Origin of the sequence: Nocardioides eburneiflavus, assembly GCF_004785795.1 — a bacterium.
Classification (GTDB): Bacteria; Actinomycetota; Actinomycetes; order Propionibacteriales; family Nocardioidaceae; genus Nocardioides; species Nocardioides eburneiflavus.
The window spans coordinates 819,208-833,769 of the sequence record NZ_SRRO01000001.1; the positions used below are offsets into that span (position 1 = coordinate 819,208).

Annotated in this window: 17 protein-coding genes; 8 read left to right on the top strand and 9 right to left on the bottom strand. The window is 67.9% G+C overall.

Translation table 11 applies throughout. The features are described from left to right. Window positions 1-68: 68 nt before the first annotated feature. Window positions 69-836 (top strand): pyridoxamine 5'-phosphate oxidase family protein, encoded by a 768-nt coding sequence (locus EXE59_RS03900; RefSeq protein WP_135837724.1) that lies wholly within the window; start codon window positions 69-71, stop codon window positions 834-836. A 28-nt stretch (window positions 837-864) separates the two neighbouring features. On the opposite strand, the gene leuE is transcribed toward EXE59_RS03900, so the two are convergent. The 4 genes from leuE to EXE59_RS03915 form a co-directional block, all read right to left on the bottom strand. Further along, a complete protein-coding gene (gene leuE / locus EXE59_RS03905; RefSeq protein WP_135837725.1) occupies window positions 865-1,536 on the bottom strand; it encodes a leucine efflux protein LeuE in 672 nt (223 codons plus the stop codon). A gap of 61 nt (window positions 1,537-1,597) precedes the next feature. Further along, window positions 1,598-2,467 (bottom strand): ERCC4 domain-containing protein, encoded by an 870-nt coding sequence (locus EXE59_RS03910; RefSeq protein ID WP_135837726.1) that lies wholly within the window; start codon window positions 2,465-2,467, stop codon window positions 1,598-1,600. A gap of 5 nt (window positions 2,468-2,472) precedes the next feature. Further along, window positions 2,473-2,622: a hypothetical protein gene (locus EXE59_RS23635; protein WP_168218399.1), complete on the bottom strand. Its 150-nt coding sequence runs from the start codon at window positions 2,620-2,622 to the stop codon at window positions 2,473-2,475. A 77-nt stretch (window positions 2,623-2,699) separates the two neighbouring features. Further along, window positions 2,700-3,662: an ATP-binding protein gene (locus EXE59_RS03915; protein WP_168218400.1), complete on the bottom strand. Its 963-nt coding sequence runs from the start codon at window positions 3,660-3,662 to the stop codon at window positions 2,700-2,702. 134 nt (window positions 3,663-3,796) lie between these two features. On the opposite strand from EXE59_RS03915, the gene EXE59_RS03920 reads away from it, so the two are divergent. The 4 genes from EXE59_RS03920 (at window position 3,797) to EXE59_RS03935 (ending at window position 8,170) form a co-directional block, all read left to right on the top strand. Further along, a complete protein-coding gene (locus EXE59_RS03920; protein WP_135837728.1) occupies window positions 3,797-4,294 on the top strand; it encodes a F0F1 ATP synthase subunit B family protein in 498 nt (165 codons plus the stop codon). 49 nt (window positions 4,295-4,343) lie between these two features. Then, window positions 4,344-5,156, top strand: a complete 813-nt coding sequence (locus tag EXE59_RS03925; RefSeq protein WP_135837729.1) for a methyltransferase domain-containing protein — start codon at window positions 4,344-4,346, stop codon at window positions 5,154-5,156. Window positions 5,157-5,243: 87 nt separating this feature from the next. Next, window positions 5,244-6,656, top strand: coding sequence for an ATP-binding protein (locus EXE59_RS03930; protein ID WP_135837730.1), 1,413 nt, complete (start codon window positions 5,244-5,246; stop codon window positions 6,654-6,656). Window positions 6,657-6,712: 56 nt separating this feature from the next. Then, window positions 6,713-8,170, top strand: coding sequence for a plasmid pRiA4b ORF-3 family protein (locus EXE59_RS03935; protein ID WP_135837731.1), 1,458 nt, complete (start codon window positions 6,713-6,715; stop codon window positions 8,168-8,170). Between the two features lie 171 nt (window positions 8,171-8,341). Here the strand turns inward: EXE59_RS03935 and EXE59_RS03940 are convergent, their stop codons facing one another. From EXE59_RS03940 to EXE59_RS03950, 3 genes are all read right to left on the bottom strand, one after another. Then, entirely contained in the window at window positions 8,342-9,217 is an 876-nt protein-coding gene (locus tag EXE59_RS03940; RefSeq protein ID WP_135837732.1) for a nucleotidyl transferase AbiEii/AbiGii toxin family protein, read from the bottom strand. After that, window positions 9,204-10,043, bottom strand: a complete 840-nt coding sequence (locus EXE59_RS03945; RefSeq protein WP_168218401.1) for a hypothetical protein — start codon at window positions 10,041-10,043, stop codon at window positions 9,204-9,206. The genes EXE59_RS03940 and EXE59_RS03945 overlap by 14 nt, the downstream gene beginning before the upstream one ends. 365 nt (window positions 10,044-10,408) lie before the next feature. Beyond that, window positions 10,409-11,278 (bottom strand): hypothetical protein, encoded by an 870-nt coding sequence (locus tag EXE59_RS03950; RefSeq protein WP_135837734.1) that lies wholly within the window; start codon window positions 11,276-11,278, stop codon window positions 10,409-10,411. A 258-nt stretch (window positions 11,279-11,536) separates the two neighbouring features. Between EXE59_RS03950 and EXE59_RS03955 the strand changes: the two genes are divergently transcribed. The 3 genes from EXE59_RS03955 (at window position 11,537) to EXE59_RS03965 (ending at window position 14,070) form a co-directional block, all read left to right on the top strand. Then, window positions 11,537-12,790, top strand: coding sequence for an IS256 family transposase (locus tag EXE59_RS03955; protein ID WP_135837333.1), 1,254 nt, complete (start codon window positions 11,537-11,539; stop codon window positions 12,788-12,790). Window positions 12,791-12,960: 170 nt separating this feature from the next. After that, entirely contained in the window at window positions 12,961-13,359 is a 399-nt protein-coding gene (locus tag EXE59_RS03960) for a hypothetical protein (protein ID WP_135837735.1), read from the top strand. Window positions 13,360-13,566: 207 nt separating this feature from the next. Beyond that, window positions 13,567-14,070 (top strand): hypothetical protein, encoded by a 504-nt coding sequence (locus EXE59_RS03965; RefSeq protein ID WP_135837736.1) that lies wholly within the window; start codon window positions 13,567-13,569, stop codon window positions 14,068-14,070. 57 nt (window positions 14,071-14,127) lie between these two features. Here EXE59_RS03965 and EXE59_RS03970 read toward each other — a convergent pair whose 3' ends face one another. Both EXE59_RS03970 and EXE59_RS03975 read right to left on the bottom strand, forming a co-directional pair. Next, window positions 14,128-14,337, bottom strand: coding sequence for an excisionase family DNA-binding protein (locus EXE59_RS03970; protein ID WP_246056481.1), 210 nt, complete (start codon window positions 14,335-14,337; stop codon window positions 14,128-14,130). Window position 14,338: 1 nt separating this feature from the next. Then, on the bottom strand, window positions 14,339-14,551 hold the full coding sequence (locus tag EXE59_RS03975) for a DNA-binding protein (protein ID WP_135837737.1): 213 nt from the start codon (window positions 14,549-14,551) through the stop codon (window positions 14,339-14,341). Window positions 14,552-14,562 lie beyond the last annotated feature (11 nt).

A 14,562-nucleotide genomic window follows, 5' to 3' on the forward strand; every position in this document is an offset into this window, starting at 1 on the left:
CTCCTGGACGGGCCGTGACCTCATCACCCCGATGGAGGCGCGATCCGGTTGTGACAGGGTGGGTGGCTGTGACCACGGACGAGATCGCGGCGGCGTCGCTGGCCGAGGTCAGCTGGGTGGCGGCCGGTCTGCCGCGGATCTGCGGGGTCGTCCCGCTCGCACGCGGCGACGTGCCCGTGCTGGCGTTCACCTATGCCGACGAGGACCTGGCGAGGGCGGTCGCCGGGGCCCCGGTGGTCACCCTCAGCCTGACCGAGCCGCGCTCGACCGGCACGGCCTTCCGCCCCCTCGTCCTGGTCGGCAGGCCTCGGCTGGTCGAGGACCCGTCGGGTGACCTGTTCGCGACCGACCTCCTGCCCCAGGAGCTCCGCCGCTACCCGCCCTCGCGCCTCCTGGCCGACTCGCCGCTCCTGCAGCGCGAGCACTGGTGGTACCTCGCTCGCCTCCTCGTCGAGATCGACGTGGACGCGGTGATGCCGGTGGTGGCCCGCGAGGACCCTGCGCGCGACCACCTCCTCGTCGTGGCGGGTACCGACGGACCGATCGTGCAGGTCGCGCGCCTCTCCGACGGCGATCCTTGCCGGGTCGCCCTTCGTTCCCACGGCACGCCTCCGCCCGGCCCGGCGGTGCTGTTCGGGCAGGACGCATCGTTCCCCGACCTCGAGCAGTGGGCCCAGTGGAGCTACCGCGGCCGGTGGGACGGTGCCGCCCTGCAGGTCGATCAGGCACCGGACCGGGTCGGTCTGGGACGTCCCCCCGGCCTGCTCCAGAGATGGCGGCGCCAGCGCGACCTCGAGCGACGATGCGTCGCCGCCATCCCCAGATCCGTCCGCTGAAGGCGCAGCGCGACCCGAGGCGCCTCGCTCAGGCGGAGGCGAGCGCGAGCTTGACCGCGAACCCGACGAACACAGCCCCGACAGCCGACGTCGCGCCCGCGGACAGAGCCTTGCGCCTGCGGAAGGCGGCCGCGAGGTGGGTGCCGCCGAAGATCAGGATGCTGAGGTACGCCGCGCTGGCGAGCGTGGCCAGGGTGCCGAGCACGAGGAAGGACAGGGCCGGGTGGGCGTACGCCGGGTCGACGAACTGCACGAAGAACGCCACGAAGAACAGGATCGCCTTGGGGTTGAGCAGGCTGATGACCAGGGCGCGGCGGTACGGCCGCTCGCCGCGCGCCTGCGGCTCCACGCCGGCCTCGACGGCCGCGTCGGCGAGCTGGTCGGCGACGGGCACGCGCGAGCGCCACATGCCCCACGCCGCGCGGAGCATGCCGATCGCGAGCCAGAGCAGGTACGACGCGCCCGCCCACTTCACGACCGCGAACGCGGCCGGGTTGGCCTGGAGCAGCGAGGCGACGCCGGCCGCGGACAGTGTCATGAGCACCGCGTCGCCCGTCCACACGCCCGCCGCCCCGGCGTACCCGCTGCGCACCCCGCGTCGCGCGGCGACGGAGAGGACGTAGAGCGAGTTCGGGCCCGGAAGCAGGATGATCAGGACCAGGCCGACGAGGTAGGTCGGGAGGTCGGTGATGCCCAGCATGGGACCAGTGTGGGGCCGCCACCTCGGCAGCGAAGACCGATTTCGAGGGATGGGCCCGACGTCACAGCCCGGCGCTGGCGGTCGCGACCACCTCGCCGGTGAGGCCGTCGATCAGCTGGGTGCCCTCGGCAGCGGAGTGGAGGGCACGCACGGCGATGGCGCGCCGGTCGAACGACTGCAGCTCGGCGCGGGGGCTCGGGTCGGCGAGGATCCAGCGGCGCGGCGGTCGGGCACCCCGGGCGGGCCGCGTGGGTCGCGGGTCCCGCTCGAGGGGTGCGACGTAGTCCCCGTGGAGCGCCTCGGCCAGTCGTGCGGCGCGCACGCGGCCGATGCCAGGATGTCGGCGCAGGCCCTCAGGCGCGGCTGCGGCGACCTCGGCGAGGGTGCCGTACGCAGCCAGCAGGCTGCGGGCCATGGTGGTGCTGATGCCAGGGACCACGGAGAGCATGGCTTCCGCCTGTGCGGACGGGTGCCGCGGTGACCGGCGGGGTCCGTGGGTGGGGGTCGTGGGCCCGGCGCGGCGGACTCGTTTGGCGAGCCGGATGATCCAGGCGGCGCTGTCGTCGGCGTCCAGGCTGTGCAGCACCGTGAAGCCGTCCTCGACGAGGCGGCACACCGCGCCACGCCACGCGTCCTCGGCGATCCCTTGTGGCTCCCCCTCCACCAGGAGCACCGCCTGGGTGGAGGCCGACTGCAGTCGCACCGCCTGGTCGAAGATCCTCCCGTCGCGGATCGACGCCCCCAGGTCGGCGGGGCCCTTGCGCTCGACCGCGAGACCGGCCCCGAGGACGTAGTCGCCCACCGGCAGGTCGGTCAGCCGGACGTCGAGACCAGCGGCGGCGAGAGCCTCCGGGATCACGCTGTTGCGCTCGCGGTGGTCGACCAGGACCGGCCCGGCAACGACGGCAGCCGCGCTCGAGGAGTCGCCCACGACGATCAGTTGGCGTGGCCTTCCGGATCCTCCTCCGGCTCGAAGGTGCTTCCTTCGCCGTCGGAGCTGCCGACCTCCACGCCGGGTGCGCCTCGGTCGGGCTCGGCCGCATCCTCAGGACGGTCGACAGCGGGATCGTTCGACGGGTTGCTCATGGACGTCTCCTTGCCTCTGCGTGCCTCCTGGAGGCAGTACCCGTCACAGCGCCCGCGGATGCGCGGCAGGGTCGAGGTCAGCTCGGCCGCGATCCGTCCCGCCACTCGGACCAGGGAGTCGGGGGTTCCCCCCGTTCGGCCTGCGCCACGATCTCGTGCGTCATCCAGGCGCGCAGCTCGCGCACCTGCGGCGGGGACGCCAGCGTCAGCAGCAGGCCGTCCTCGCACAGCTCGTCCGCCCGCACGACGGCACTCTGCAACCGCACGATGAGGGCGCTGAACTCGCTCGGCATCGCCATCTCGACGTCCACCGCGGCCTTCCCCTCGTCGCGGGCACGCTCGGCGGTCCGGCGCCCCACGACGCGGGCGTGCGCCGGGGAGACCAGCAGGTCCCGGATCTCGTGCGCCAGGGCTGTCGACTCCGCCCGTCCCTCGTCGGCGCCCAGCAGCTGCAGCTCGCGCACCAGCTCGTCGAGGTGACGGTCCTGCTCGAGGCTCAGCGCGACCGGGCACCCGGCCAGCCGCACCAGCGTCCAGCCCGGCGGCAGCTCTTCGTCCATCGCAGCGTCGTGCGTGAGGGACCTCCGAGGCTCTCGCGTGCCGGAGACGGCACCGGGTCCGGCCAGGTCTGCCCACACGCGCTTGCCCCGTGGGGTCTCCTCCACGCCCCACGCCGCGGCGAGCGTCGCCACGATGGCCAGTCCCCGACCCGTGGCCGGCAGGTCGGCCCACTCGAGGGGGTCGTCTGCGAGGGCCGGCGTCCGGACGTGGAGTGCGTCCGCACCGACCGGCCCGTCGTCCTCGACGGCGACCCGCACCACCGCCGCCTGGTCGCTCCGTTCCACGGTGACGTACATGAAGCGGGCACCCGCGTGCAGCGCGGCGTTGCCGGTCAGCTCGCTCGTGACCAGCTCGGCGTCCTCGGCGTGACGCCCTTCGCCCCAGGCGGCGAGCGTGTCGACGACGAAGCGGCGCGCTGCCGGGACGCTGACCGGGTCCGCGGCCAGCTGCACGTTCCGCCTGCCCGGCGCACCCTCCATACGACGTGAGGCTAGACCCCTGCGCGACACCTGCGTGCCAACCGACACCGAGATCGAGGCGTACGACATGCTCCCTCTCTGAGCCCGTTCGTGCACACTGGTCAGTAGCGCCGCACTCACATTGGGGAACAGACATGCCGAGCCTTGATCAACCCTCGAGCGAGACCGTCACGCCGACGAGGGACCACGACGACGTCCCCGCCTCCGACCTCGGTGTCGAGTCCGGCGATCTGCGCTCGACGGCGGATGCCCCGACGAACCCCTCACGGATGCTGGAGGTCGCCGCCCGTACGGCCGACGAGCTCGTGGCCAACGCACGGACCGAGGCCGAGTCGCTGGTGTCGACGGCGCAGGCCACTGCCCACCAGATCGGGGAGGCCAGCCGCAACGAGGCCGCGACCATGGCGGACGAGCTGTCCCGCACGCGAGCGGAGCAGCTCGCGGAGATCGAGAGCGAGCGAGCGGCGGCGATGGGTCAGCTGGCCGAGGACAAGGCGAGCCTCGAGGCCCAGATCGCCGCGCTCCGCGACATGGAGGCCGACCAGCGTGCGCGGATGCGACAGCTCCTCACCGAGCAGCTCGCGCAGCTCGACGCAGAGCGTCCCGTCGAGCCGCCTGACGGCACCGACTGACGGTCAGCACCGAGCGGCGCGCGCCACTTGAGCAACGGGAGCAGCAGCCATGCCGGACGTGTACGCCACCATCACTGAAGCACCTGCGAGCGTCGTTGGAGTCGTGGGCGATGCGATGGAGTTGCGTGCCACCGAACCCCAGCAACAACGAATGCTCGCCGACTACCTCTCGCGTGTCCGGTTCCCGAACGCCGCCCGGGTGCTCGAAGTCGGGTGCGGAACAGGAGCGATCAGTCGGCGACTCGTCCAGGTCGCTGGGGTCGCCGAAGTGGTCGGGGTGGACCCCTCGCCCGACCTGCTCGATCGCGCCAGGCAGCTGGCTGCGTCCACCCCCGGCCTGTCGTTCGAGGAGGCCGATGGCCGTGACTTGCCGTTCGATGCTGAGTCGTTCGACGTGGTCGTCACGCACACGGTGATCAGCCACGTCCCGACTCCCGAACGGCTGGTGGACGAGGCCTTCCGGGTGCTGCGTGCCGGTGGCACAGCGGCCGTCTTCGACGGGGACTACTCCACGATGTCCGTGGCCACCGCTGATCATGACCCACTCCAGGCCTGTGTGGGAGCGTTCGCCTCCGGCTTCGTCAACGACCCCTGGGTGGTGCGCCGACTACCGTCGATGCTGCGCGAAGCGGGGTTCGACGAGCTCGACTTCCGCAGCCACGGATACGCACAGATCACCGAGCCTGCGTACATGCTCAGTGTGGTCGATCGTGGTGCCTCGGTCTTGGCCGCCGCCGGACTCATCGGCGAGGGCCTGGCCAGCGCCTTGAGTGCCGAAGCACGACGCCGGGAGAACGAGGGAGTGTTCTTCGGACACATCGCCTACGCCAGTCTGCTCGCCCTCAAGCCGGGTGTGAGATAGGCGAGGCTCGACCGCTCATCGACGGCTTCGTTCCTAAACCTCTCATTGATGTTAGTATCATTGATGCGAGTATCGCGGAGGTGAGCAATGTTCGTTGGTCGTCAAGCGCAATTGGCGCGGCTAGAGGCGTTGCTCCAGCAGGTTCGTGCCGACAAGGACTCCAAGCCCGGCCGGGCGCTCCTCATTCGCGGGCGCCGGCGCGTCGGCAAGTCCCGCCTGGTGGAGGAGTTCGTCGATCGCGCCGACGTACCCCACGTGTTCTTCGCGGCGTCAGGGCGACCGGTACGGGACGAGCTGCACCTGTTCGCGCAGGAGGTCGCCGCCTCGAACCTGCCCGGAGCTGAGCTCTTCAGTGGTGTCGAGCTGGCCGGTTGGGACGCCGCACTGCGCTTGCTGGCGACCGCCCTCCCCGATGACGGCAGTGTCGTCGTCCTCGACGAGATCCCCTACCTCGTCGCGTCGGACGAGAGCTTCGAGGGAACACTCCAACGGGCGTTCGACAGAGAACTGGCGCGCAAGCGCGTCGTAGTGATCGGCATCGGTTCCGACCTGGGGATGATGGAGGCACTCAACGAGTACGGGCGGCCCTTCCACCAGCGCGCGACGGAAATGGTCGTCCCGCCCCTCACCCCATCTGAGGTCGGCGACCTGCTGGACCTTCCGGCAGCGGACGCCTTCGACGCGCACATCGTCACCGGCGGCCTACCGCTGATCTGCAACGAGTGGCCCACAGCCATGCCGCTGATGGACTACCTCGGCCAAGCCGTCAGCGATCCGACCTCGGCACTACTCGTCTCGGGGGAGCGCTCGCTCGCCGCCGAGTTCCCCTCCGACGCACAGGCACGCACGGTGCTGACCGCCATCGGCAGTGGAGAACGCACCTTCACCAATATCGGTCGCGCGGCGGACATCCCGCAGGGCTCACTGAACCGATCCTTGACGACCCTCGTGGCCAAGCGCGTCGTCGCCGCCGACGAGCCGCTCTCGACCAAGCCCGGGTCGAAGGACAAGCGCTACCGCGTCGCTGACCCGTACCTCCGATTCTGGCTTGCCTTCCTCGGCCCGCACCTCGACGAGATCGAGCGGGGACGCGGAGATCGCGTCCTCGCGCGCATTCGCGCGTCATGGGCCTCGTGGCGTGGGCGCACGATCGAGCCGGTCATCCGCGAAGCCTTGGAACGTCTGGCGCCACCCGTGCTCACGGGCGAGGACGGCGTGCCGGGCGTCGTCGGCGGCTACTGGACGCGCACCAACAACCCCGAGATCGACCTCGTGGTCGGCGACCGCGCGCCGGTCGCGAAGCGCGTCCTCGCGCTCGGCTCGATCAAGTGGCTCGAGAATGCTCCCTTTGATCGACACGATCTCGGTGAGCTCCACGCGCACAGGACTCAGTTGCCGGGCGCGGCGGTCGATACGCCGCTCATCGCCGTAGCCAGATCCGGCTGCTCGGTCGACGGTGTCGAGCACTTCGGGCCCGACGAGCTCCTCGCCCACGACTGACATCGACGGCATCACCGGCCGCGTCACGAGTAGACATCTCCGCCTACGATCGGGCCGTGCCTGCAAGTGACGCCGATGACCTCCGCCGTCAGTTCGACGCCCTGATCTCGGGCGCTGAGTTGGGCGACCTGCGCACGCTCGCCGACCAGATGTCGGTGGTCTCGGGCGGTGGCTTCGCGAAGCGGACGAGCAACCCGCACCTGCGACACCCAAAGCGGGACGAGCCGGCAATCTTCCGTGTCCGGGTTGACCTCAACGACGCACGTCCGCCGATCTGGCGGCAACTCGAGCTGCGCTCCGACCTCACCCTCGCCGCGGTCCACCAGGTGTTGCAGGCGGCGTACGACTGGACCGACTCCCACCTGCATCGCTTCTCCGTCGGCGGCGACGCGTTCGACATGGGCGCTGAGTGGTTCCTCTGCGAGTACGACGTCGAGGAGGGCGAGGACGAAGGCACGCCTGACGCCGACGTGACGCTCGACGAGACCCTGGTCGAGCCGGGCGACGTCTTGCACTACGTCTACGACTACGGCGACAACTGGGATCTGACGATTCGCCTCGAAGAGGTCCTCCCGCTGACGAACGACGCGCCCCAAGCTAGGTGCGGCGACGGACAACGGGCCGCACCCCCGGACGACTGCGGCGGACTGCGCGATGCCGAAGATCTCCCCCAGGTCGTCGACGACCCCGCTGCCTTCGATGTCGCCGAGCTCAACCAACGCCTCGTCTCACCTGCCGGCGGACTCACCGAGTGGGGAGTTCGCCCGGACCTCGTCCACCTGCTGAACCAGCTTCAGCGGACGCCGGTCGGCGACGACTTCATCGCCCGCACCCTCGCCATCGGGAATCCCCAGCACCCGGACGTGCCGACCCTGAGGGCGAACCTTCGCGCGTACCAGTGGTTCCTCGATCGTGCGGCTGGCGACGGCATCACTCTGACTGCGGCCGGCTATCTCAAGCCCGCCGACGTCGAGGCCGCGTCGGAGGTTGTTCCCGTAGTCGGGGACTGGATTGGGAAGCGCAATCGTGAAGACCTCACGATCCCGATGCTCGAGTTCCGCCAGTCGCTCCAGCAGATCGGGCTGCTTCGGAAGTACAAGGGCAAGCTCCTGCTCACCAAGCTCGGCAAGGCCGCTCAGGCCGACCCGGTCGTCTTGTGGCGCCACCTCGCCGACCGCCTCGTCGACGGCAACGAGGACACCTTCACGACCCAGGCTCGACTGCTGGCCCTTCTGTGCCTTGCGTCTGAACCGGAGGGACGGCACGACAAGCGATTGGCCGAAGCTCTGACCTACCTCGGCTGGAGACAGCGCGATGGACGACCCGTCAGCGTCGACCAGTCCCGATGGGCCATCAGGGAAGCCATCCACGCACTGGCAAACGTCGCCTCAGAGCAGCGTGATCGTGGGCTTCCTCGAATCGATCGTCGGGCACTCACGCCACTCGCCGTGCTGATGGCAAGGACCGCTCTCTCGACCCAGGCCACGTTAGACGGAACACCCTCGAGCAGTTAGACGGATCGACGCCGTGAGGCCCTATGTCATCCCGCCCAGAATGCAGCGGACCCGGGGGGACTTACCCTGGCGATGTCGCGCTGAAGTCGACTTCGGCTCTCGTCGCAGTTGCGACCGAGGGGAGCAACACCCGTAGGTCGAGTGGAACGCAGCGGCGGCTCGTCTCGACCGCTAGTGAATGCCGTCGAAGAACTCCTGCAACGCACCGACGGCACGGCGCTCTAGCAGGGCTTCTTCATCCACATTGGCCCCCAAGAACCGCGCGAAACTGCGCGAGCCAACCGAGTCCGTACTTGAGAAGGCAGCCCTGAGCCTGTCGAAAGTCTCAGCGACCTCCGGCCGCGAGAATGCCGGACGCTCCCTAAAGGCCGCGGCGGCCGCGGCGGGACCATCCGGCCAGTTCTCGATGAGCCACACGATGTCGTAGGCGTCCTTGGGCTTGTCACGCTCATGCAGCGCTTGCGTCTTGGCGACCAGGAAGGCAACCGGTCCGGTGACGTTCAGACTGATTGTGATCGTGCCCTTGCTGTTGGGCAGTGCAACCTCGCGCTCGACCAGCACTACGTCCGCCGAGATGATGTCGCCCGCCTCCAGGGCGAGCGCGGACAGACTAGACCCCATGTTGTGCTTGGCAGTCGGATTCTCCGCTGCCTTCGGTCTCCATGCGTAGCCTGGAGGGCGCGCGGGACCGGATGCGCAGAAGAACTCGACCGTCATCGGGACGTCGCCGCCGCGCACCCAACGGAACGATGCGTCCCCGACCTCGAAGCCTAGAGCCTTCAATTCGGCTTCGATACGGCTGTAGGTCTCCGTGTCACCTTCGATGAGCGCCATGCTTAGACAGAGGTCGACGTCAGCGGTCCCGACGTGCGGCTCCATGCCGGGGTCGAGCACGGGTACGAGCAGCGTCGGGACCAACCCACCGATCAGGATGATGTGTTGTGCAGCAAACCCGGTTGCGCGCACGACGTCGGCTGCGTGGGCCAGCATGAAGTCGGCGGACGCGGCGTCGTACTGGGAATGATGCTGACCGTCAGGGTCGCTCAAGTGCTTGCTCCTTGAAGAGGGCGGCGGCGTCGGCCTCGCGACCACCAGCGCGATACATGTCCAACCAGACCCGTACTGGTGGTGCCACCATGACGAGGCGGGATCGGTTAGGGGCCGGGCGCGCGTCGAACGTGCCCAGTTCCCCGGTGTCGGTGATGAGTTCCAAGTTCATGCCGCGGCCGGCGTCCTCCGCCTCCAATCGCTCCAGTCCGAGAAGGTCGACTGTCTGAGCGGCGTCCACAGGCGAAACCCGAACTTGAACAACAATGAGGTTCGTTAAGAGTCGATGTCCTAGTGCGTAGGCACCGCTCACTCCAGTCAACGCGTAGGTGACTCCGCTCTTTTCGGCGCGCGCAGCGAATCGATCGATGAGATCGTCAAAATTCCGCGCGTACAGGTACGTTGCCGCGGTGTCAGGCCGTCGGCGGTCGCGCTCAATGTTGGCCAGCCAGCTGAGCGCCTCATTGCGGTCGATGAGGTAGCGGCGCTGTTGCGGTCCACTTCCTTGCGTTAACAGCAGGCGTTCTTCGTTCATGACTAGCAGGATCTTGTGAGCTTGTCCCGATGAGATGGCGGCGGCCTGTGCCAACCTCCCAACGCTCCAACCTTGGTGAGGATCGGCCAAGATTGCTTGCACGCCGCGGATGCTGGCAACGCCTAGCGTTTGTTTGTCAACCCTTGAAGGTCGGGTGCTGCTGCGGCCTGTGCGCTCGATGTGTAAGTAGAAGCCCGGCCAAGTGATGTGGATGGCTCCTCGACCGTCGCACCATGACAGCCCGGCTGCTTCGATGGCAGCGCGTTCTTGCTGCGTGATTTCGCGTGCCACGACTAGCCCGACGGTGTTTGGTGCGGGGCGAAGGGTTGGCGGGTGCCATGGTTCTTCGGTTGCCGGTGATGCGGTCGGTTTGGGCAGTAGTGCCAAGGGCCGTTCATGCCCGTCGAGCTCGAGGCGCAACGTGCGACCGGTGGTGACGGTGAGTTCAGGGATGCTTGCAAGGGCAGCCCGGACGTACGCAGGCACGTCGGGTGAGAGTTCGACATTACCCTTCACTACAGTGCTACTTTCACTCAACGATGAAGTGTGCATCTGAGTGAAGAGTAGTGAGCGTTGGGGTATGTGTCTAGCGGTGAGTGCCACGAAGTGCATGGCTGCTCGGCGAGGGGCATCGTGAGGCTCCCTCCGCCGCCGTCTCAGCCTTCCTTCTCGTCCTCATCCTCGTCCTCGTCGTCGTCCTCTCCGAGGTGCCCGAAGCGCTCGAAGTGGCTCTCCAAGTCCTCGATCGTGGCCTGCTCGTCCTCGATACGCGCAACCGAGTACTGAAAGAAGGATTCGGCCGGCGGCCGAATGGCCTCGACTGCCTCGCCGAGCAGCGGAAGCTCTTGATGGGTGTAGTACGTCAGGCAATCGAGCGTCTTCGCGACCCAGCGCGCTTTGTCGTACAGCCGGAATGCCACCGCAGTCGAGAGCTCTGAGAGATAGGGATCCAAGGATTCCAGCAGGGCGTACGCCGAGCCTTCGAGATGCCCGTGAGTGCTAAGCAGCCGCATGCGTTCGACCACAAGGTTTCGCAACGAGATCAACTCGCGTACCCGCTCGGAAGGAACGACGCGGCCACACAGCTCAGTCCACGTCTTCAGCGTGGCTACATCTGCCTTCTGGTCCCACAGCGAGTCCAAGTGTTCGTAGCGCCCAGCGCCATTGGCAAAGCGTTCGAGAGCCTCAGTGAGCGTCGGGTCGAGATCGTCGTTAGGACGCGCAGGCACGGTTCTAACGTCCTGGGGCAGGATCCGTAGGTCTAGGCTTTCGACCGCGTCCAACAGGCCGCCGATCCTGTGGCCATACTTCTTCATCGATGAAAAGCCGCCAGTAACGAGGAACCCATGACAAGCGATCGTGAGCTTGCAGAGTCGTTCCAGGCCGGTCACGTAGGAGTGAAGACCTACGTGCAGCGAATACATCCGGTCGTTTCCCACGGGCCAGCTGTCGTCACGGATTGGGACGGTACAAAGCCTGCTTACGCCAGACTCCACGAGTTCGCTGGCAAAGAGCGTCTCGGACACGAGATAGTTCCAGCGGGACGGCATCAGGCGTCCTGATCGAGACACGCACACATCGGCATGACGCGAGTTTAGAAGCGCTACCCCCGTGGAGCGTGGGAAGCCAGGCACGCGGTTCCATGGCCAATGGGTCGCGGCTGAGTTGAGTCCATGGGCGTGGTGTACGACGGGCCCGACGTGAGCGTGGCGTCCTGACATAGCGACGGCCACCGCGTGATCCTTCAGAAGACCTGCGAAAGCACGACTGAAGGAGTCACCACGATGACCGTCGACCCCAACTCTATTGACCTGCCCACGTTCATGACCGAGCACCTGGCGCGTGCCGAGCCCGACCTACTCCGGACCATGTTGTCCACGTTCGTGCAGGCGTTGATGTCGGCCGAGGCCGACGCGATCTGCGGCGCCGGCTACGGCGAACGCAGCCCGGAGCGGACCAACTCCCGCAACGGCTACCGGACCCGGGACTTCGACACCCGCACCGGCACGATGGAGGTTGCAATCCCCAAGCTGCGCGAGGGCTCGTACTTCCCCGACTGGCTCCTCGAGCGCCGCCGTCGGGCCGAGCGGGCCCTGACCACAGTGGTGGCAACCTGCTACCTCCTCGGGGTGTCGACGCGGCGGATGGAGAAGCTCGTCGAGACCCTCGGCATCACCAGGTTGTCGAAGTCGCAAGTCAGCGTGATGGCCAAGGAGCTCGACGCGCACGTGGAGGACTTCCGCACCCGGCCACTCGACGCCGGGCCGTACACGTTCCTGGCCGCGGACGCGTTGACGATGAAGGTCCGCGAGGGCGGGCGGGTCGTGAACACCCACGTCCTGGTCGCGACCGGCGTCAACGCCGATGGGCACCGCGAGATCCTCGGCGTGGACATCTGCTCGGCCGAGTCCGAGGCCGGCTGGCTGACCCTGTTCCGCGGCCTGAACGCCCGCGGCCTGAGCGGCGTCAAGCTCGTCACGTCCGATGCCCACAGTGGCCTGGTGGCCGCGATGACGGCGACCCTGGACGGTGCCGCCTGGCAGCGATGCCGCACCCACTACGCGGCGAACCTGATGTCCGCGACACCAAAGTCGTCGTGGGGCTGGGTCAAGGCGATGCTGCACTCGATCTACGACCAGCCCGACACCAAGGCCGTGCACGCCCAGTTCGACCGCGTCATCGACACCCTGGACGAGAAGCTCCCCGCCGTGGCCGAGCACCTCGAGGAAGCCCGCGCCGACATCCTGGCCTTCACCGCGTTCCCGAAAGAGATCTGGCGCCAGATCTGGTCCAACAATCCCAACGAGCGCCTCAACCGCGAGATCCGCCGACGCACCGACGTCGTCGGGATCTTCCCCGACCGCAACTCCGCCATCCGACTCATCGGAGCCGTCCTAGCCGAGCAGCACGACGACTGGGCCGAGGGCCGCCGCTACCTCGGACTCGACGTCCTGGCACGCTCCCGCATCGCACTCATCAACACCAACGAGACCACCGACCAGAAGGAGGACCTGACACCCGCCGCACTCACTGCCTAGAGTGCAGCCACCGGATCACGCGGTGGCCCCTTCATCCACCACGACCGTGGACTCGACCCGCGGCTGCCCTCGTTTCGTGCGGTCCTGAACCCACGTCCTTTCGCCGCCTGTCGGGAACGTCCGGGTCCGATGTCCGGACGCTGGCGCTACACGGCTGGCATGCTCGGCTCATGTCCCTGGAGCGAGACCGTGGCCTGCTGGAGCAAGTGGTCAACGACGCTGTGGGGGGTGCGGCGCAGGTCAAGTGGGAGACACCCGAGCGGAGTTGGTCTGCTCAGGTGCGTCTTCGTGGTGCCACCGGGCTCGTGAGTCATCTGCTCACCTCGCCGGAGTGGCAGGAAGCCCGCTTCGAGGAGCCCCGGTGCAGCGTGTTCATCACCACGACCACTGATGAGGACGACGTGCGCGACTCCTTGGCGAAACTCGCTCGGGCAGCCGTCGAATACCTCGCTGGCGGCGGTCGCGTCGAGAAGAGTCGAGGACTCTTCGGCACGCGTCCCGTCCTTGTCCTGCGGACCGACGACGGCGAGTGGCGCATCGGAAATCAAAGCGCACGACACCCGGTTTGATGCCCGCTGAAACGCACGCTCATGCGCCAATCCACTCGCTTCCCTGAGTGCGTCATAGCGCCGCGAAACGGCCACGTCACACCGCCGCGAAGCGGCTGTCCTGTGGCCGCAAGGCGGCGAGCGTCATGCCGCCAAGTGGCGTGGGACCGGGAGTGTCGGACTTGCGACGGCACGACATGGCCCGTGCGTCGATCTAACGTTGGATTCATGTCTGACGCTTGGAACGTCTCCGAAGCCGAGCTCGATGCCTTCCTTGATGAGTGGGAGGCCGTGGATCGCGCCGCAGCCGAATATCTTGCCGAGCGAGTGCCCGGCGTTCGCGACAGCCTTGCTGACGACGACGCCCGCTGGGTCGGCCACCTCGCCGAGACCATCTCGCCTTCTGAGGAGCCCGAGGAGCATGAGGTCGAGGCGGTGTCGGCGGTGATGGCGCTCCAACATGCCGACTGGCTCGGACTGGCGCTCGGCGCCGTACGCCGTGGGCCAGGCGCTGTCCTAGATCCTCGACGCGTGCAGACGGACGTCGACCTGCTAGATGACATGGAGGGAGAGATCGAAGACCGCGAAGGTCACCTGGGCGTGCTCGAGATGGCCCTGCTCCACCTGACACCGCTATGGCAGGACCTCGGCGTGCTGGACGAGGATGACCGGCTCACAGAACGCGGTGTATGGGGGTTGCCAAGGGCCCTCCACCGGGCATGGAGCGAGTGAAGTGTCGTTGCGCCGCCATTGCGCGCCGCATCCGGGGTCTACTGACCTGGCCGCAGGTCACCAGTCCTTCGCGGACGGCACGGGACGCATCATCGCCTCCAGGTCGTCGGTCTTGATTCGGATCGTCTTGCCGCAGCGGTAGGCGCGCAGTTCACCGGCGGCGATCTTGCGGCGGATGGTCTTGGCGGACAGGCTCACCCAGACCGCGGCGCCGGTGATGCTCAGCCACCGGGGTCGCTCGTCGGGCAGTCCGGCGGTCGCGGCCACCTCACTCACCGGCCTTGAGGGAGCGGCGGAGCTCGGCGACAGTCGTGTAGAGGCGGCCGTTGCCGTTGAAGCGCCACCAGCGCGGCCCGCGCTTGAGGCGGCGCCATTCGCGGACGGTCCGGGGCGGCGTGCGGATGAAGGCGCAGGACTCCTCGAACAGGAGGATGCCGTTGTCGTCCCAGTCGTCGGGAACGCTGATCGGTGCGATGGTCATCGTGACTCCTC

Bases quoted from the DNA above. Each gene is read 5' to 3' on its own strand.
- leuE (WP_135837725.1), bottom strand. From the start codon at position 1,536: ATGCTGGGCATCACCGACCTCCCGACCTACCTCGTCGGCCTGGTCCTG.
- EXE59_RS03975 (WP_135837737.1), bottom strand. From the start codon at position 14,551: ATGACCATCGCACCGATCAGCGTTCCCGACGACTGGGACGACAACGGC.
- EXE59_RS03930 (WP_135837730.1), top strand. From the start codon at position 5,244: ATGTTCGTTGGTCGTCAAGCGCAATTGGCGCGGCTAGAGGCGTTGCTC.
- EXE59_RS23635 (WP_168218399.1), bottom strand. From the start codon at position 2,622: ATGAGCAACCCGTCGAACGATCCCGCTGTCGACCGTCCTGAGGATGCG.
- EXE59_RS03925 (WP_135837729.1), top strand. From the start codon at position 4,344: ATGCCGGACGTGTACGCCACCATCACTGAAGCACCTGCGAGCGTCGTT.
- EXE59_RS03965 (WP_135837736.1), top strand. From the start codon at position 13,567: ATGTCTGACGCTTGGAACGTCTCCGAAGCCGAGCTCGATGCCTTCCTT.
- EXE59_RS03920 (WP_135837728.1), top strand. From the start codon at position 3,797: ATGCCGAGCCTTGATCAACCCTCGAGCGAGACCGTCACGCCGACGAGG.
- EXE59_RS03960 (WP_135837735.1), top strand. From the start codon at position 12,961: ATGTCCCTGGAGCGAGACCGTGGCCTGCTGGAGCAAGTGGTCAACGAC.
- EXE59_RS03915 (WP_168218400.1), bottom strand. From the start codon at position 3,662: ATGGAGGGTGCGCCGGGCAGGCGGAACGTGCAGCTGGCCGCGGACCCG.
- EXE59_RS03955 (WP_135837333.1), top strand. From the start codon at position 11,537: ATGACCGTCGACCCCAACTCTATTGACCTGCCCACGTTCATGACCGAG.